The 18,313-nt window shown below is 51.0% G+C and carries 20 protein-coding genes; 7 read left to right on the top strand and 13 right to left on the bottom strand.

What is annotated here, in order from left to right:
• Complete coding sequence (gene uspG / locus OGX99_RS07005) at positions 1–429, bottom strand: universal stress protein UspG (RefSeq protein WP_151218738.1); 429 nt, start codon at positions 427–429, stop codon at positions 1–3.
• Positions 430–609: 180 nt separating this feature from the next.
• A complete protein-coding gene (rnk, locus tag OGX99_RS07000; protein ID WP_005120853.1) occupies positions 610–1,020 on the bottom strand; it encodes a nucleoside diphosphate kinase regulator in 411 nt (136 codons plus the stop codon).
• A gap of 276 nt (positions 1,021–1,296) precedes the next feature.
• Here rnk and OGX99_RS06995 point away from each other — a divergent pair, with 276 nt between their 5' ends.
• Positions 1,297–2,127 (top strand): alpha/beta fold hydrolase, encoded by an 831-nt coding sequence (locus OGX99_RS06995; protein ID WP_151218739.1) that lies wholly within the window; start codon positions 1,297–1,299, stop codon positions 2,125–2,127.
• Positions 2,128–2,191: 64 nt separating this feature from the next.
• On the opposite strand, the gene rna is transcribed toward OGX99_RS06995, so the two are convergent.
• From rna to citC, 8 genes are all read right to left on the bottom strand, one after another.
• On the bottom strand, positions 2,192–2,998 hold the full coding sequence (gene rna / locus OGX99_RS06990) for a ribonuclease I (protein ID WP_286538801.1): 807 nt from the start codon (positions 2,996–2,998) through the stop codon (positions 2,192–2,194).
• A 110-nt stretch (positions 2,999–3,108) separates the two neighbouring features.
• Positions 3,109–4,572: a citrate/succinate antiporter CitT gene (gene citT, locus OGX99_RS06985; protein WP_151218741.1), complete on the bottom strand. Its 1,464-nt coding sequence runs from the start codon at positions 4,570–4,572 to the stop codon at positions 3,109–3,111.
• 25 nt (positions 4,573–4,597) lie between these two features.
• Positions 4,598–5,503, bottom strand: a complete 906-nt coding sequence (gene citG / locus OGX99_RS06980; RefSeq protein ID WP_151218742.1) for a triphosphoribosyl-dephospho-CoA synthase CitG — start codon at positions 5,501–5,503, stop codon at positions 4,598–4,600.
• Complete coding sequence (gene citX / locus OGX99_RS06975) at positions 5,472–6,026, bottom strand: citrate lyase holo-[acyl-carrier protein] synthase (RefSeq protein WP_151218743.1); 555 nt, start codon at positions 6,024–6,026, stop codon at positions 5,472–5,474. The genes citG and citX overlap by 32 nt, the downstream gene beginning before the upstream one ends.
• A 3-nt stretch (positions 6,027–6,029) precedes the next feature.
• Positions 6,030–7,562 carry a citrate lyase subunit alpha gene (gene citF, locus OGX99_RS06970; RefSeq protein WP_286543037.1) on the bottom strand — a complete coding sequence of 511 codons (1,533 nt, stop codon included), beginning with the start codon at positions 7,560–7,562 and terminating at the stop codon, positions 6,030–6,032.
• A 9-nt stretch (positions 7,563–7,571) separates the two neighbouring features.
• A complete protein-coding gene (locus OGX99_RS06965; RefSeq protein WP_151218744.1) occupies positions 7,572–8,480 on the bottom strand; it encodes an aldolase/citrate lyase family protein in 909 nt (302 codons plus the stop codon).
• The gene (citD, locus tag OGX99_RS06960; protein ID WP_151218745.1) at positions 8,477–8,773 is read right to left on the bottom strand and encodes a citrate lyase acyl carrier protein; all 297 of its coding nucleotides are present in this window, start codon (positions 8,771–8,773) and stop codon (positions 8,477–8,479) included. Before citD ends, OGX99_RS06965 begins: the two co-directional genes overlap by 4 nt.
• Positions 8,770–9,846, bottom strand: coding sequence for a [citrate (pro-3S)-lyase] ligase (citC, locus tag OGX99_RS06955; RefSeq protein ID WP_187252823.1), 1,077 nt, complete (start codon positions 9,844–9,846; stop codon positions 8,770–8,772). Before citC ends, citD begins: the two co-directional genes overlap by 4 nt.
• Before the next feature lie 392 nt (positions 9,847–10,238).
• Here citC and dpiB point away from each other — a divergent pair, with 392 nt between their 5' ends.
• Both dpiB and dpiA read left to right on the top strand, forming a co-directional pair.
• Positions 10,239–11,900, top strand: a complete 1,662-nt coding sequence (gene dpiB, locus OGX99_RS06950; protein WP_187252822.1) for a sensor histidine kinase DpiB — start codon at positions 10,239–10,241, stop codon at positions 11,898–11,900.
• Positions 11,869–12,549 (top strand): two-component response regulator DpiA, encoded by a 681-nt coding sequence (dpiA, locus tag OGX99_RS06945; RefSeq protein ID WP_151218747.1) that lies wholly within the window; start codon positions 11,869–11,871, stop codon positions 12,547–12,549. The genes dpiB and dpiA overlap by 32 nt, the downstream gene beginning before the upstream one ends.
• 149 nt (positions 12,550–12,698) lie before the next feature.
• On the opposite strand, the gene dcuC is transcribed toward dpiA, so the two are convergent.
• Positions 12,699–14,081, bottom strand: coding sequence for an anaerobic C4-dicarboxylate transporter DcuC (gene dcuC / locus OGX99_RS06940; protein WP_151218748.1), 1,383 nt, complete (start codon positions 14,079–14,081; stop codon positions 12,699–12,701).
• 462 nt (positions 14,082–14,543) lie between these two features.
• On the opposite strand from dcuC, the gene pagP reads away from it, so the two are divergent.
• Both pagP and cspE read left to right on the top strand, forming a co-directional pair.
• Entirely contained in the window at positions 14,544–15,107 is a 564-nt protein-coding gene (gene pagP, locus OGX99_RS06935) for a lipid IV(A) palmitoyltransferase PagP (RefSeq protein ID WP_151218749.1), read from the top strand.
• A 189-nt stretch (positions 15,108–15,296) separates the two neighbouring features.
• A complete protein-coding gene (cspE, locus tag OGX99_RS06930; protein ID WP_000034825.1) occupies positions 15,297–15,506 on the top strand; it encodes a transcription antiterminator/RNA stability regulator CspE in 210 nt (69 codons plus the stop codon).
• Between the two features lie 51 nt (positions 15,507–15,557).
• Here cspE and crcB read toward each other — a convergent pair whose 3' ends face one another.
• Positions 15,558–15,941, bottom strand: coding sequence for a fluoride efflux transporter CrcB (gene crcB / locus OGX99_RS06925; RefSeq protein WP_151224920.1), 384 nt, complete (start codon positions 15,939–15,941; stop codon positions 15,558–15,560).
• Between the two features lie 90 nt (positions 15,942–16,031).
• Here crcB and OGX99_RS06920 point away from each other — a divergent pair, with 90 nt between their 5' ends.
• The gene (locus OGX99_RS06920; protein ID WP_151218751.1) at positions 16,032–16,820 is read left to right on the top strand and encodes a deaminated glutathione amidase; all 789 of its coding nucleotides are present in this window, start codon (positions 16,032–16,034) and stop codon (positions 16,818–16,820) included.
• 128 nt (positions 16,821–16,948) lie between these two features.
• The gene (gene tatE / locus OGX99_RS06915) at positions 16,949–17,152 is read left to right on the top strand and encodes a twin-arginine translocase subunit TatE (RefSeq protein ID WP_016152230.1); all 204 of its coding nucleotides are present in this window, start codon (positions 16,949–16,951) and stop codon (positions 17,150–17,152) included.
• A gap of 97 nt (positions 17,153–17,249) precedes the next feature.
• Here the strand turns inward: tatE and lipA are convergent, their stop codons facing one another.
• On the bottom strand, positions 17,250–18,215 hold the full coding sequence (lipA, locus tag OGX99_RS06910) for a lipoyl synthase (RefSeq protein WP_151218752.1): 966 nt from the start codon (positions 18,213–18,215) through the stop codon (positions 17,250–17,252).
• Positions 18,216–18,313: the final 98 nt, after the last annotated feature.

Here is an 18,313-nt window from a genome sequence, read left to right as displayed (position 1 = left end):
TTAGCGGACAACCAGCACCGGCAGTGTTGCGTGGCGAACAACGCTGGACGCGTTTGAGCCTAGCAGATGGGTGCTGATTGATGGATTGCGTGACCCAATGACAACGACATCCGCATTCAACTCTTCACCTAACTCGTTGACCACGTCACGTACGCTGCCAAAGCGGACGTGTTGTTTGATACGAGAAGGATCGATACTGAAATGACCGACCATCGTTTGCAGACGGGATTCCGCTTCGTGTTGCAGATGCTCTTCAAAACGACGAACGTCAGCGGCAAAGCGATGCAGACTTAAGCTCGCCGATCCTGGCAACACGTGCAGCAGATGGATAACGCCTTTTTCCTGTGCCAGAAATTCTGCATGGCGAATAGCCTTATCGCTCAGTTCCATCTCGAATACATCAACAGGCATTATGATTGTGTTGTACATAAACATTCTCCTTGTCATTACATGAACACATAACAGCATAGTATTAAAAATGATTCTGTCAGTCACGACACAGATTTATGTTTTGCGAACAGGAAGAAAAACAAGGAACTGGGGCTAACCGGAAAGAGGATGCGGATGCATCCCCTGTAAGATAAAGCGAGTCGCTTTGATAAGACAGAGTTAGCGCAGGTAATCGCCAGCAGCTTCAGGTTGGTACTCAAGCTCAATGACTTCGAGATGTGTTGATGTCCCGCCTGGCAGTTCCCAGTGAATGGTGTCGCCAACGCGCAGACCCAAAAGTGCAGCGCCAACCGGCGCCATTACCGAAAGCTGTGTGCTGCTGTCAGTCATATTAGCTGGATACACCAGGGTACGCACGCGGACTTCGCCATCACTCAGATTGCGGAATTTCACGCGGCTGTTCATGGTCACAACATCGTGCGGCATGGTTTCTGGAGAACACATTTGGGCACGATCCAGCTCGGCGTTCAGGGCGTCGGCAATCGGTAAACCAGCAAACGCAGGTTGCTCCAACAGGCGGTCAATGCGTTCCGCATCGAGGTCGTTAATGATGATAGTTGGTCTGGACATTTATTACTCCATGTCGTCGATACTGCGGGTGCGCAGGTAAATAATCCCAAAAGAAAACCCTCACCGTCAGGCGGCAAGGGTTTAGCTTTTATGATGATACTGAGACTTACCCCAGGTTTGAAGTGATTTAGTTCACATTCAGGCAAATCATCAATATTGTCGCGTATGGTGTGATTTTAGCCGAAAAACGTGATCGTTCTCCAATTTGCATTATGCTTTTTAAGCGCTCGCTGCGGGCGCGTCAAACAACCTCAGTGTTCCGCGACAGGAGATCTCATGAGCCAGTACGACAAACTAACCTTGAAAGACGGCAGCTATTTGCATTTTAAAGACTGGGGAAGTGGACAGCCCATTGTCTTTAGTCATGGTTGGCCGCTGACGGCGGATGCGTTTGAGGATCAGATGTTGTTCCTCGCGTCGAAAGGATTTCGTGTGATCGCCCATGACAGGCGTGGGCATGGGCGCTCGGCCCAACCCTGGGATGGTCACAATATGGATCAATATGCTGACGATCTGGCTGAACTTACCGCGTATCTCAATCTTAAAGATGCCGTCCATGTCGGACACTCTACGGGCGGTGGGGAAGTGGCGCGGTACATTGGTCGCCATGGAACGCAACGGGTAGCAAAAGCGGTATTAATCGGCGCGGTGACGCCCATTATGATCAAGACCGATTTTAATCCAAACGGCGTGCCGAAAGAGGTGTTTGAGGGTATCCGTGAAGGGGTGATAAACGATCGCGCTGCCTTTTTCTATGAACTGACCGCAGCATTCTATGGCTACAACCGACCGGGCGTAAATGAGTCGAAAGCCGTACGCGAAAGCTTTGTTGCACAGGGCTTACAAGGCTCCATCAAAGCGTTGTACGACTGTATCCATGCGTTTTCAGAAACTGACCTGCGTGAGGATCTCAAAAAGATGACTATCCCGACGCTGGTGATCCACGGTGATGACGATCAGATTGTCCCGTTTGAAACCTGCGGGAAGGTCGCGGCGGAAATATTACCGGACTCGCAACTGAAGGTGTATGTTGGTGGATCGCATGGCATTTGCACCACCCATAAACATCAGATCAACGGCGATCTGCTCAACTTTATTCAGTCTTAATCTTTGGGGACGTACTACGCTGTTCCGCCCGACGAGGGAGCAGCGTAGTGTTCGATCAGGCTGTTTAGTATCCCACTTTGTCGATAATAAACTGTTTACCACAGTTACCCGGATGCGGTTGCGGTAAGAATGACTGTGCGGATAACGTCTGGTTGATGGTGTCGGCTTTCAGAGATAACTGGATCTCCGTGAGATAAGCCGGATTACCGTGGCAGCTTAACTTCACGGCTTTAACGTTCTCTTTACCCCAGCTTTTGGCGACGGCGGCGTCAAATGCGCTACGGCTGACGGTTTTACCGTAGTTGTCTGCCAGGAACTTGCCAGCTTCGCTGTTTTTAACCTCATTATTCAGCCGTACCATCGTGCCGAAGTACGCGTCGGGGTCAAAACCGAAACAGGCGCCATGTTTGGCATACTCGTAACGCTCCAGACAGGATCTCCCACCGGCGCCGGGCATTACGGCGCTGAGCTTTGCCGCGCTTTCCAGAGAAAGTCCCGTTTCAGGTGCCGCGCATTTACGGCTGGCGCGCGCTTCAGGTAGGTTGGGAATTGGTCGCGTCGCGCAGCCAAAACGCATCCAGCGGCGGTTGTCGACTCCACGGGCGGCGATAGATTTTGGCAGGCTGGGCCATAAACCGTGAACGGTCAGGAAATCCGCTTTGTTCGCGCTCTCTTTTTGCAGGCGACATTCGTCAGGTTCCTGACGATTACGCTCATGCTGGCTCTGACAAAATCCGGTTTGCCAGGAGAGGGCCAGCACGTAGCTGTCAAAATCAGCGTACTGTTTTGCCTGAAGTTCATCGGCCTGAGCCGCAGAAACTGGCAGCAGAAGTGCTGCCAGCAACGAAGAATAACGCCATGTTGATCTCATGATGATGTCGAATACTTATATAAATTCTGAATATCATCTATTTAATCATAAAAAATGCCAGTCAGGTTCAGCTGACTGGCATCATTTTCATCAGGCGTGAACCGAAATGATTAGCTCCACATTGCCAGAATCGGCCAGCCGACCAGCAGAAGCATAGAGATGTAGATAACGCCGAAGATAGCACCCAGACGCCAGTAGTCTTTGGATTTCACATAACCACAGCCGTAGATGATTACGCCAGGGCCTGTTGCATACGGAGTCAGACAGCCCATGATACCGATGGACAGCACCAGCAAGATACACAGGTGTTCCATCGGAACGCCCGGGATACCTTTACCAACCGCCAGAATAACCGGCAGCATGGTGGCGGTGTGTGCAGAAAGACTGGCAAACAGGTAGTGAGCAAAGTAGAACACCAGCACCAGCACGATTACGGTCGCGTTAGGCGAGAAGCCTTCCAAGTGCGTACTCATGGTGTTGGCGAACCAGTCGATAAAGCCTGAACGGGTTAATCCATTCGCCATAACGACCAGTGTGGCAAGGTTGACCAGGGTGTTCCATGCGCTGTTATAGCGGGTAATGTCTTTCCACGGTACCACGTGCAGCGCCAGCATCAGGGAGACTGCCAGCAGGCCCACTGCGGTTGCGTCAATCAGCTTACCACCGAAAACCCACAGACCCAGGCTCAGTATAACCAGACCGATCAGAGTCAGCTCTTTACGGGTCAATTTACCCATGGTTTTCAGTTCATCACCAGCCCATGCGGCAACTTCAGCACTGTGCGTAACTTCTGGCTTGTACAGAACATAGGACAGCCACGGAGCAACGATCAGCAAAATAATACCAACCGGCAGGAAGCTGAGGAACCACTGCAACCAGCTGATTTGAATACCGGCAATTTTGTTGACGAATTCCAGACCCAGCACGTTAGGCGCAGCGCCGGTTACGAACATAGAGGAGCTCAGGCTGGTACTGATAACCATCATCCACATCAGATATCCGCCGATACGGCGCGCGGAAGGATCGTTTGGGAATGATTTAAACAGCGGCGGCAGGTTTTTGATAACCGGGAATACGGTCCCACCGGTACGCGCGGTGTTAGATGGTGTAAACGGCGCCAGCAAAATGTCGATAATAACAATCGCATAGCCCAGCGTCAGGGTACGTTTCCCCATGAATTTCACCATAAACAACGCGATACGGCGACCCAGACCGGTGACTTCATAGCCCAGCGCGAAAATAAACGCGCCAAACACCAGCCACACGGTCGTGCTGGAGAAGCCTGCCAGACCCCATTTCAGCGCTTGCTTACCCGCTTTAAACGCCGGGTCGGCCAGCTCTGAAGCATCAAACAGCAGATAGTTGCTGCCGATGACGCAGATCGTTACGGCGATAAAGCTAATCGCTGTTGCCGGGATTGGCTCAAGGATCATCCCGACAATCATTGCCACGAACACGGCAAAGTAGTGCCAGGCCTGCGGGGGCATTCCATCAGGGACGGGGATAAGAAACATGACGCCCATGACGATCAGTGGGGCCAGCAACTTCCATATTTTATCTTTTGCTAAAGACATGTGTGTGATTCTCCGGAAAGGATCTTTAATTGTGATAATGATGAACTTGTGAAATCTGAGCTAAGAACCAGGTGATGATCAGCAGATCGGCACAGCCTCCAGGGCTGAGATTGCGTTCAATGCACTGTTGGTCGAACTGGCGCAGGTATTCGAGATCGGCAGGGGTGCGAATTCCCCCTTGCTGCAATAGTGTGGCGGCCTGTTGTTGTAGCCAGCGCAGACCTTCAGCGCCACCGCGAGAGGCCACGTTGGTATCGCCATTGATGGACATCAGCAGCAGTAACGTATCGAGTAACGCCAGTTCAGGATCGCGCCCCTGTGCCAGCAGGGCACGGTAGTGCGGCAGAGCATGCTGGATGACTAACGGGTAACCCGCTTCGGCTTCACCTCGTGCGCCGGTTAATCCCAGTTGCTGATAAAGACGTTGGCCAGCCGTGAGTTGTTGATTATTCTGGCGCAGTTCGCGCTCGGTCAGGCCACGGCAAAATGCGGCTGCCGTAGAGCAAAGGATTTCAGGGGTGACGGTCAGGCCTAGCTGGAGCAGGCGGCCAATGGCGGCACACAGTAGTCCCAGTGAAAAGATGCTCCCTTTATGGGTGTTCACCCCGGCGGTGGCGCGAAACATGTCGGCTTCGCAGGCCATGCCCAGCGGCCGCAGCCCTTGCAGCACATCTTCAGGCGACAATTGCGCGCTAAACGCCCCGTATTCAATAAAACGCGGCAGCCAGGCCTGAATCGCCTCAGCGCTGCGATGGAAATCTTCCAGCGCCATATCTTTATGTGCGCCGTTGTTAAAACGATCCACCAGACCCGGTTTGGGCGACAGGTTGACTTCAGTCAACATGGCGCGCCACGCAAGCGTTGCGTAGGCATCCGGGAGATCCAGAGGAAGGACTGCGTTATGGGGTGATGTTGCGGGAATCGGCATCATGCAGCAGTGCCTCCATTTGAGTCAGTAAATCGGAAAGCGCGTGAGTTTTACCCCGCGCACAGTCGGCAGCACTTTGCCCGCACAGCAGACAGCGACGGGCAGGGAGTGCGAAATGACGCCGGGACAGAATTTCCCCTTCTGGGGTCAGGACATCGATGTCCCACAACCGTCCCAGCGGGTGAGAATGCTCAAGCTCAATGGTGGCGAGCTTGAGGTCATGGGCCGGAGCCTCAATAGACAAAAGACCTTCCGGACCGCTGGCCGAAACCAGCGCTGTTTGCTCCCTGATAATCCAGGCAGATTTTTCTGCCAGTGCGAGCAGGGCGGTTACGCCGTGATTAAAGATGCGACGGGTTAATGCGCTGTCTTTAATCGGACCCGGTGCAACCACAGTGAATGAGACCAGTGGCGCGTGGTGGCGCGTCAGCCAGGCATGTTGCCTTGCTTGTCTCTCATCGCGGCTGGCGAGCAGCTCGGGAATCGAAACCGCGTGTTGGGTGGCGAATTCAGGGAGCAGGTGCATGGCTTATTCCTTCACCTGATGCACAACGTCAATCACCGAGCCATCGCGATAACGCACAACGGCAATCACACGATCGGTGAATTCGATAGCGCGTGGTTGACCAGTAAGTTGCTGAGCTCGTTCGCGCAGCCATTCAATGGATACCACTTTCATACCAGCTTCTTTCAGACGTTCTGCCAGTTCAGGACGCGCAGGGTTGACGGCGATACCGTGGTCAGTGACCAGGATATCGACGCTGGAGCCCGGCGTTACGCAGGTCAGGACGTTATCAACCAGCGTCGGAATGCGTCCGCGAACCAGTGGAGCAACAATGATGGAGAGCGCAGCGGCAACTGCGGTATCGCAGTGACCACCGGATGCGCCGCGCAGTACGCCGTCAGAGCCGGTCAGGACGTTAACGTTGAAGCTGGTGTCAACTTCCAGCGCACTCAGTACCACGACGTCCAGACGATCGACAGATGCGCCTTTCGAGCCCCAGTTGGCATACTGGTTGGCACTGATTTCAATGTGGTTTGGGTTGCGGGCCAGCGACTCAGCCGCGTTACGGTCGAAGCTCTGCACGTCCAGCAGTTTGCGGATCAGACCTTTTTCGTGCAGATCCACGATGGTGGCGGTGATGCCGCCCAGCGCGAAGTCAGCACGGATATCGCGGCTGCGCATTTTGTCTTCCAGGAAACGCGTCACGGCCAAAGAGGCGCCGCCGGTTCCTGTCTGCAGTGAGAAGCCTTCATTGAAGTAGCCGGAGTTAACAATGACGTCTGCTGCGCTACGGGCGATTAACAGTTCACGTGGGTTGGTGGTCATGCGGGTCGCATCAGCACCGATTTTGTCTGCATCGCCAACCTGATCGATCTGGACGATCAGATCCACCTGATCCTGCGTAATGCTCGCCGGGTTATGTGGGTAGGTCAGTAGCTGTTCTGTCAGCAGGACAACCTGTTTTGCGTTTTCGGCATCAACGCGGGCATAGCCCAGTGAGCCGCAGCATGCTTTACCGGTATAACCGTTGGCGTTACCAAACTGATCGCAGGACGGTACGCCGAGGAAGGCGACATCAATGCTGAGTTCGCCGCTTTGTACCAGGTGTACACGGCCACCGTGGGAGTGGATCTGGACTGGTTCTGCCAGCAGGCCACGGGAGATCTCTTCCGCCAGCGGGCCACGCAACCCGGAGGTATAAATACGGCTGACTACACCCTGACGGATGTACTCAACCAGTGGAGCATGGCAATCGCTCAGAGAGCTGGAGGCCAGCGTCAGGTTTTTGAAACCCATCCTGGCGATGGCGTCCATCACCAGGTTAATCGTCAGATCGCCACCGCGGAAAGCGTGGTGGAAAGAGATGGTCATGCCATCCTGTAAACCCGAACGACGAATGGCGTCTTCCAGGTTAGCGCACAGCTTTTTGTCGCGCGGTTTTTGCGCCTGTAATTCTACTTTTGCGGTGCTCTGATAAGCGGAAAGCTCACTTTCTGCATGACGGCTCCAGGTCGCCACGCGATCCTGGCGTTGAGACTGTTCGATTTTCTGCGTCATTTTTTTGCCTTATTCTTCGCGAATGCCTGAAAGTTCTGCACGGGAGATAACCAGAAGGGCGCGCTCGATAACCGGGCTGTCGACCATTTTGCCGTTGAGGGAAACTACGCCACGACCCTCGCGAGCGGCGGCTTCAGCGGCCTCCACGACCAGGCGCGCATGAGCCAGCTCTTTGCGCGTTGGGGCGTACAGGTTGTGCAGGAGTTCGATCTGGCGCGGGTTGATCAGCGATTTACCGTCAAAACCCAACTGCTTGATGTGTGCAGCTTCGTGCAGGAAACCTGCTTCGTTGTTGGCATCGGAATACACGGTGTCGAACGCCTGAATACCGGCAGAGCGTGCCGCCTGCAAAATAGAACAGCGGGCAAACAGCAGTTCAGTACCCTCCGGCGAGCGCTCAGTACGCAGGTTACGCACATAATCTTCCGCACCCAGAGCAATGCCGATCAGACGCTCGGAAGCGTGGGCAATTTCTACCGCGCGGGTAATGCCTAACGGCGATTCGATAGCGGCTAACAGACCGGTGCTGCCGGGCTCACGGCCACAGGCTTTCTCGATACGCAGAATTTCGCTTTCGATGTCGATGACATCCTGCGCGGTATCAGTTTTCGGTAAACGCACGATGTCTGCACCACCGCGTACCACGGCTTCGAGATCGTTAATGCCCCATTCGGAGTCGAGGGCGTTTACACGCACGATAGTTTCAACGTCGTGATACAGCGGATGCTGCAGGGCGTGATACACCATACGGCGGGCAGTATCTTTCTCGCGCAGCGCGACGGAGTCTTCGAGGTCGAACATCAACGCATCTGCCGGGTAGATGAACGAGTTGCTGACCATGGCGGCATTGGCACCAGGTACGAACAGCATGCTGCGGCGGGTACGGGTTTTACGTTGTTGTAAAGATGCGGAAATCACTGGCAATCCTCCCATGGCAGTGCCGAAATACCACCAGCGCGGGCCAGTAGTGCTTCCAGTCGCGCACGTAAAATGCAGTCCAGTGCGCCTTTATCATCAACATTTAATTGCACGCCGCGTACGTTGTAGCGGGACAGAACGTCCAGAATGGTGGTCCGGATGGCATCACCGAACTGTTTTTCGACGCTACTGTTAACCTGCAGGTCAATATCCTGCGAATCGAGTGGGGCGATGCGAATCATCACATCACCGGACTCAAGTGTGCCTGCGACGGCTGCCTGGTTTATTTTCATTTTTCACCTGTTGCTAATGCGGGGGTATTTTGGCGGACTGCCGCACCCGATGAGGCTCGTTCAACCATGCTTTGCAAGTAGTGCAGCGTGGCGTCAGGGACCAGGGATGCGATAGCCGTGAGATCTTTTTTAACCAGCAGCTTGCGCACCCAGGAGGCGGAAATCGGCATCTCCTGGAAACACAGCCGCTCAATTTCCACCAGTTCAATTGGTGGGGCGGGAAGCGTTGGGGTCTCCAGCCAGTAACGCATATCGTTGTTGTACTGGGAGGTGACGGTGCAATACGGCTCGGTACCGACGAAGCGGTGCGTAACGCCGAGAGCCGGGGCCAGATATTGGCGGAAGATTTTCAGGTCAATTTCGGTGTAGCAGTGGTTAATAACGCTCTGCTCTTTGATGAAGTAGCACGGGAATGTGGCGCGGGAAATGATATATTCCGAACCGCGATGCACGGTTAAACGTGGAATGTCTTTTGTTCCTTTAAGCACCAGATCCAGTCGGTCTTCATACGGAAAACGCGAGGTATCCTCTTTGACCAAAAACAGATGCAGCCAGTCACATTGTGCGGCTGCCTGTTGGATCAGAAAACGGTGTCCGTTGGTGAAGGGGTTGGCGTTCATGACGATACAACCAATTTTTTTCCCTTCACGACGCAGTTTTGCCAGAGATTCAGCGTAACGCTTCAGACGCGTGGTGCTGTTTTCCATCAGCACCATAATGCCGGGAACGCTGGTCAGCGTAGAAAAGCCACACTGTTTAAACAGCGATTCGTACTCGGTTTTGGTATAGATGAAGAGGTGCGTACAGTGGCGCTCATAGGCGAGGTTGATTAACTCGGTCGCCAGTGTCAGCGCTAAGCCTTCGCCGCGTACGGATTCGCAGATGGCGACACACTTAATGATATTGCCAGCAATACCGCCACAGGCGATCAGGCGGTCATCACGGGTGACGGTGATAAATACTTCAACGGTGGTATCAACGCTCAAATCATTTTCTTTCAGAAATTGCGCGATAGCCGCCATCTTTTTATTTTCTGAGCGTTTAACTTGCGTGAATATATTATTACCGAACATAGTGAAAAGAGTCCTGATGCTATATTTTGTTACTGGGTTTCTGTTTTTGTTGCTCCGCTTAGCAACTTGATAACGTTTTGTTCGCAATTGAAGGGAATGGTTTTTTATTACCGAGTATTTCTTTTTTTCCCTGATGCATACATCGTAAGGGGTATTTTGGAGGTAATTTTTGATTTATTTCACAATAAGTTAGAAGGTTTTAATGTGTTTTATGGTTTTAAGTTTTTTAATTAATTTAACCCCCAAATAACCGGTGGTTTTTATTTGTTTAATTGATTTAAGGTGGGGAATCTGCAACGATCTTGCTTTATACCGTAACGTGTAAATAGAACATTTTAATTACAACTACAATGATAAATAAGTTTTGGTTAATGTCGGTGAGGGAAGGGGTGATGACAGAACAGAAAAATAAAACAAGGTTTCCTTTTTTTCGTCGCCTGGCATTTCCATTGCGTATCTTTCTGCTTATTTTGGTCGTTTCCGTTTTTATTATCGCCGCGCTAGCGCAATACTTTACCGCCAGCTTTGAGGATTATCTGGCAACGCATGTCCGAGATATGGCGATGAACCAGGCCAAAATCATCGCCTCTAACGACAGTATCATCACTGCGGTGAAACATCGCGATTACAAGCGTCTGGCGACCATTGCCGACAAACTGCAGAGCGGGACTGACTTTGACTATGTGGTTATCGGGGATACCCACTCTATCCGGCTTTATCATCCGAATCCGGAAAAAATTGGCTACCCGATGCAGTTCACCAAGCCTGGTGCGCTGGAAAAAGGGGAGAGTTATTTTATTACCGGCAAAGGGTCGATTGGGATGGCGATGCGCGCCAAAACCCCGATCTTTGACAACGATGGTAAAATCATTGGTGTGGTCTCCATTGGCTATCTAATCAGTAAAATCGACAGCTGGCGTTCGGACTTTTTACTCCCCATGGCAGGGGTGTTTATTCTGTTGTTGCTGGTACTGATGCTGCTCTCCTGGTTCTTTGCCGCCCATATTCGGCGGCAGATGTTGGGGATGGAGCCCAAACAAATCGCGCGGGTGGTGCGCCAACAGGAAGCGCTCTTCAGCTCGGTGTATGAAGGGTTGATTGCCGTGGATCCTGATGGATATATCACCGCAATAAACCGCAGCGCGAGGAAGATGCTGGGGTTGTCTTCACCTGGGCGAAAGTGGCTGGGAAAACCGGTTAGCGAGGTGGTTAAACCTGCAGACTTTTTTACCCAGCAGATTGCGGAAAAACGTCAGGACGCAATGGTGAACTTTAATGGCCTGAGCGTTATCGCCAACCGGGAGGCGATTCGCTCCGGCGATGAGCTGCTCGGCGCCATCATCAGTTTTCGTAGTAAAGATGAAATTGCTACCCTTAATGCGCAATTAACGCAAATCAAACAGTATGTAGAAAGCCTGAGAACGCTGCGCCATGAGCATCTGAACTGGATGTCGACCATTAATGGCCTGCTGCAAATGAAAGAATATGATCGGGTTCTGGCAATGGTGCAGGGGGAATCCCAGGCGCAGCAGCAGCTGATTGACAGCCTGCGCGGTGCGTTTGCCGATCGCCAGGTCGCTGGTCTCTTATTTGGCAAGGTGCAGCGCGCGCGGGAGCTGGGCCTTACTATGATCATCGTTCCTGGCAGCCAGTTGCATCAACTCCCCGAGGGGCTGGATAGCACAGAGTTTGCAGCAATTGTTGGCAATCTGCTTGATAATGCATTTGAAGCGAGTTTGCGCACCCAGCAAGGCAACAAGGTCGTCGAACTCTATTTGAGTGATGAAGGGGATGACGTCGTCATCGAAGTTGCCGATCAGGGATGCGGTGTGCCGGACGCGCTACGTGAAAAAATATTTGAGCAGGGTGTGAGCACCCGTACCGATGAACCCGGTGAACATGGCATCGGTTTGTATCTGATTGCAAGTTATGTGAGGCGCTGTGATGGGGTGATTACGCTCGAAGATAACTCCCCTTGCGGTACTTTATTTTCTTTATTTCTTCCGAAAGTGAAAAAAAATAATGACGGAACCATTAACGCTGTTGATCGTTGAGGATGAAACGCTACTGGCGGAAATGCATGCTGAATATATCCGCCATATACCCGGATTTAGCCAGATATGGCTGGCGGGTAATCTTGCACAGGCAAGGATGATGATTGAGCGTTTTAAACCCGGTCTGATACTGCTCGATAACTACTTGCCGGACGGCAAGGGAATTACGTTGTTGCATGAGCTGACTCAGGCGCGCTATCCGGGCGGCATCGTGTTTACCACGGCTGCCAGCGATATGGAAACGGTCTCCGAGGCTGTGCGCAGCGGCGCGTTTGATTACCTGGTCAAACCCATAGCCTACGAGCGCCTGGGGCAGACGCTGACGCGCTATCAACAGCGCAGACGCATGCTGGCCGGTAATGACAGCGCCAGTCAAAAACAGATTGACGAAATGTTTAATGCCTATGCCCGTGGCGAGCCGAAAGGTGATTTGCCGACCGGGATTGATGCGTTAACCCTGAATGCGGTGTTGAAGTTATTTGCCGATCCGACGGTACAGCACACAGCGGAAACGATCGCTCAGGCTCTCACCATCAGCCGTACCACCTCCAGGCGCTACCTCGAGTACTGTGCCAGCCGTCATTTGATTATTGCGGAAATTATTCACGGTAAAGTAGGCAGACCGCAGCGTATTTATCACGGCGGTTAATACACGTCATCCTTTAAGCTGCCACTTTGTTGGCGGCGTGAAGAAACCCCAGTCACATAGTTATCTATGCTCCTGGGGATGTCTTCACTTGCCGCCTCAATGCAGCTTAAATGATTTTGTGTATCACGGTCAGATAATGAAAGTTATCGTCAACCGCCAATCAGAGCAGACGTAGCGGGTACCATCACTTCAGTGGCGATAATCACCACCAGCAGTCCAACTAGAACCGGAACCGAGGTACGTTTAACTACTTCGAACGGAGATATTTTTGCCATACCTGCGACAGCGACAACCACGCCGGAGACCGGGGAGATGGTGCGTCCAAGATTTGATGCCTGCAACATCGGGATAGCAAGATATGCTGGGTTAATGCCAGAAGAGTGAGCCAGTTTAGGGATCATCTCAACGAAGGCATAGAACGGTGCGTTACCGGAACCTGTGGTCATTGCCGCCAGCATGGTCAGGATAACCAGCACCAGCATCAGAATAATACTCGCTGAGCCAAACGAGGTGGCGATAGAAATCAGGCTCTGAATAAAGCCGATAGTGCTCAAGCCCTGGGCAAATACACCCGCCGCGACGAGCAGCATCACTACGTTAGCAAAGGCGTCCGCCATGCCCCGGTAAGCGACTTCCAGACCTGAAAACACCTTCTGGGTGTTGAATCCGCGCACAAATTCCAGAACAGCAGCGATGAGCATGCACAGCACCAGAATTGTGATGATGTGCAGTTGTGGACCCCATTTACCATCAAAAATCAGCACGCCAACGATCGGTGTAAACGGCAGGATGGCATAAAACGACGGAGCGGTAGTGGTGATTTCTGCCACGTCTAACATTTCGTGAGAAATGTGCTCTTTTTTATCCAGGTAGCGCTGCCAGAAAAAGTGGGCAATCGCCATAGCAATGATGGCGGCAATGGAAATCGGCAAAGTGGTTTTAAACGCGAAATCGATGAGCGGCATTTCTGCGGCTTTTGCCGCTAGCACCACATCACCGGATGTCGGCGAAAGAATAATAGCAGCAGGAGAGGCACAAATAGCCGCTGCAGCGCCACGGCTGATTCCAACGTTAACCATGACCGGGAACAGCGTTGCCATCAGCAATACGCCCAGGCCGGTAGCTGACGAGACGGCCAGGGACATCAGACAGGCGACAAAATAGGCGGCAATCATAAGCAGATAAGGTGAATTGATGTACTGCAGCGGCTTAGAGGCAAGCTTAACTACCATATCGTTTGCACCAATATGCGTCATATAGGCAGCAAAACCACACAGCATCATAATCATCATGCCGAGATCGCCACCACGGCTCATCAGCAAAATTTTAATATATTCAACAATATCTGTTGCGGTATAGCCCGTCGTTGCCGCGCTGGACGGCAAAACTTTATGCCCCATCAGCGCACTGATAATCAGCAAAACCAGACCACCAACAAACAGTACGCCTGTGGCTGAATAACCTTTAATGATGTAGCGCGCCACACCCACAATAACCACAACCCCAATAAGGAGTTCAATAATTGTCAACATTGTTTCCCCTGTCGCATTGCTGCCCGGAAAGTAAAAAAACTAAAAAAAGTAAAAAGTGGTGACAGAATGTGCCTAATAAACTGATAACTCTTGCTGATTGAAATCAATAAAAATACGGATTAAAGCGATAGCTAAGTCGTTTTTTCAGCATCGCGGCAAAAAAAAGAATCTCACAATAAAAAACTGTGACGCGCAGCGCTAACGTGAGTGTTTTGTAGCTATATTGATTCCCATTTGTTAATTTATTGTGATTTTATTTAACTTTTTCCGGAGGAAAGAGCAATTTATTGGCAATAAAGAGAAAATAGTTCCTCTGAGATGGCTCAATATATAAAGGGATAATTATCTTAAAAATTATAGGCTGAGGATTATTCTGATTTTTTATTTGTGCGTTTTTGTTAAGCTAACATTAAGGTTGGGCTTGCTAAAATTAGTAATAAATCCCAGGATGGTAATTAAGTTGTGATTGTTGCTAAACGATATTTTCTCATTTTTTCATTTCTTTTTATTCAGTTAGCTTTCATTCCACAGGGAGCAGCTGATGATAAAGGCTGGTTTGCTACTTTTAAAGATAATGTCAGTGAAACCTGGCAGCAACCAGAACATTATGATCTGTATGTACCTGCTATTACCTGGCATGCGCGTTTTGCCTACGATAAAGAAAAAACGGATCGCTACAATGAACGTCCCTGGGGGGCTGGATTTGGTCAATCCCGTTGGGATGATAAAGGTAACTGGCACGGACTTTATATAATGGCCTTTAAGGATTCCTACAATAAATGGGAACCCATTGGCGGTTATGGCTGGGAAAAAACCTGGCGACCACTGGCTGATGAAAATTTTCATGCGGGCCTCGGTTTTACCGCCGGTTTCACTGCGCGCGATAACTGGAACTACATTCCGATCCCGGTGCTGTTACCGCTGGCATCAATTGGCTATGGTCCGGCAACGTTTCAGATGACCTACATTCCAGGAACGTATAACAACGGCAACGTCTACTTTGCCTGGATGCGTTTTCAGTTTTGATAGACTACCTGTATTGTCAGGTGGTTTATTAAAAAGCTTTTTAAAAACAGACATATAAGAGGTTTAACTGAAAAATAACGCGACATTTATCACTTTTTGATAAAGTTCGACTGGACAAAGTGCATCACAATTGTTGTACTGATACCCGACACAGCATTTGTGTCTATTTTTCATGTAAAGGTAATTTTGATGTCTAAGATTAAAGGTAACGTTAAGTGGTTTAATGAGTCCAAAGGATTCGGTTTCATTACTCCGGAAGATGGCAGCAAAGATGTGTTCGTACACTTCTCTGCAATCCAGACCAATGGTTTTAAAACTCTGGCTGAAGGTCAGCGTGTAGAGTTCGAAATCACTAACGGTGCCAAAGGCCCTTCTGCTGCAAACGTAATCGCTCTGTAAGCATACGACAGCAAGCATTCAAAACCCGCTTAATTGCGGGTTTTTTTCGCTCTAATGTGCGGGTGAGGCGGAAACCAGCCAGAATGCCAGGGCGGTCATCGCAAATGATCCCAACAGATTAACCAGTACATTCACCATAGCCCAACCTAAGCGTCCTTCCTGAAGTAAAAACACCACTTCGGCTGAAAAGGTGGAGAACGTTGTTAACCCACCGCAAAAGCCTGTGGTGATCAACACTTTCCACATAGGGTCAATGTTGGTCATGCGATTAAACCATGCCAGACCCATCCCAATGATAAACGCCCCAAGTAAGTTTGCCGCAAGCGTACCGAACGGAATAGCCTGATGCAGCGGGTTAAACCGCATACTCAACATCCATCTTGCTACGCTACCTGTACCACCGCCGATAAAAACCGCTAAAAGGAGTTGTAACACTACGTAATCCTGCTATTTGATTGTATAGAGAGTGAGTTTAACGCTGAATAATCATTGTTGGCGAGCTTAACAAAGATTTCTGGAGGGAATATGTTTGTTGCAGCAGGGCAATTTGCCGTAGGACCTTCATGGAAAAAGAATGCAGAAACCTGTGCCTTACTGATGTCTCAGGCGTCAGGTGAGGGGGCATCGCTGCTGGTATTACCGGAGGCTTTGCTGGCACGCGACGATTCTGACCCTGATCTGTCCGTGAAATCAGCCCAGTTGTTGGAAGGTGGGTTTATGACGCGTTTATTGCGTGAAAGCGCGCAAAATGAGATGACGACAATCCTGACCATTCATGTCCCCTCTGTTCCAGGGCGGGCATTTAACATGCTGGTGGCGCTACGTGCAGGCCGGGTCGTGGCCCATTACGCGAAATTACATCTCTACGATGCCTTTTCGATTCAGGAGTCACGTAATGTGGATGCTGGGGACACCATCGCGCCGCTGCTGGACGTTGGCGGATTAAAGGTAGGGTTAATGACCTGTTATGACCTGCGCTTCCCTGAGCTGGCCTTGGCGCACGCATTGCAGGGGGCAGAGATCCTCGTTTTGCCCGCGGCCTGGGTGCGAGGAGCGCTTAAAGAGCATCACTGGGCTACGCTTTTGGCGGCAAGAGCGTTAGATGCGACTTGCTACCTGATTGCGGCTGGAGAGTGTGGTAACAAGAATATTGGTCAAAGCCGGGTTATCGATCCCTTTGGTGTAACCATTGCCGCCGCGGCAGAAACGCCCGCACTCATTATCGCCGAGGTTTCTGCCGAGCGGGTGAGACAAGTCAGGGCACAACTTCCGGTGTTAAGTAACCGGCGTTTTGCGCCACCGCAATTATTATGACGTTTTTTTAAACAAGGCTTGATTCACCTTGTTACAGATTGCTATTGTGTGCGCGCGTCGAAAGGCCGTTAATATTCTCAGGTTAATATGGCGCTTTATGCAGCCTGGTTTAAGTCAAGAAGGTATCTATGGGTGAGATTAGTATTACCAAACTGCTGGTGGTTGCCGCACTGGTTGTTCTGCTGTTTGGTACCAAGAAGTTACGTACGCTGGGTGGAGACCTGGGGACGGCAATCAAGGGCTTCAAGAAAGCTATGAACGATGATAATGCTGATGCCAAGAAAGAGGCTGATGGTAGCGTTCAGGCTGAGAAGCTTTCTCATAAAGAGTAATGTCAGGAGCATGATGCTCATACTGCATACTCTGCATGAAAAAAAACCGGCAATTTGCCGGTTTTTTATTGGTGATATGTAAGTGAGTATTACACGATTACTTCACTTCCAGCCCTTTGGCCTGCATGTCAGCATGGTATGAAGAGCGAACGAATGGGCCGCAAGCTGCATGGGTAAAGCCCATGGCCATGGCCTCTGCTTTCATCTCATCAAACTCATCCGGGCTTACATAGCGTTGAACCGGCAGGTGGTGACGGCTTGGCTGTAAATATTGCCCCAGCGTCAGCATGGTCACGCCATGATTACGCAGGTCACGCATAACCTCAATGATTTCAGCATTGGTTTCACCCAGACCCACCATCAGACCTGATTTCGTCGGAATCTCAGGGTGTGCTTCTTTGAAACGTTCCAGAAGCTTCAGCGACCAGTTGTAATCTGCGCCAGGACGTACATTGCGATAAATACGCGGTACGTTTTCGAGGTTGTGGTTAAACACGTCCGGCGGTGTGGCTGTGAGGATATCCAACGCACGATCCATACGACCACGGAAGTCAGGCACCAGCGTTTCGATTTTAATTGACGGGCTCTTCTCACGAATAGCAGTGATGCAGTCAGCAAAGTGTTGAGCACCGCCGTCACGTAGATCGTCACGGTCAACGGAGGTAATGACCACATAGCGCAGCGCCATGTCAGCAATCGTCTGAGCCAGTTTTAACGGCTCGTTGGCATCAGGGGCAACCGGGCGGCCATGGGCAACGTCACAGAATGGGCAACGGCGGGTACAGATTGCGCCGAGGATCATAAAGGTTGCGGTTCCGTGATTGAAACATTCCGCCAGGTTAGGGCAGGACGCTTCTTCGCAGACAGAGTGCAGGCCATTTTTGCGCATTGCTGCTTTGATGCCCTGGATGCGGGTGGAGTCCGCTGGCAGTTTTATTTTCATCCATTCCGGTTTACGCAGCAGGGCTTCACGCTCTGTTGCCACATTTTTTACCGGGATAAGAGCCATCTTATCGGCATCGCGGTATTTAACACCGCGTTCCATCACAATGGGTTTACTCATAGCTTGCGTGTTCCAGTTGCGAATTACGAAGGAAAGCGTTTCAATTCAAGGGAATGTTGCATTTATCAACTATTTTTGAATTAGTGATACGCAGTATA

This window comes from Citrobacter sp. Cu096 (assembly GCF_030332285.1).
Lineage (GTDB): Bacteria > Pseudomonadota > Gammaproteobacteria > Enterobacterales > Enterobacteriaceae > Citrobacter > Citrobacter meridianamericanus.
This window is presented reverse-complemented; position numbering and strand designations above follow the sequence as displayed.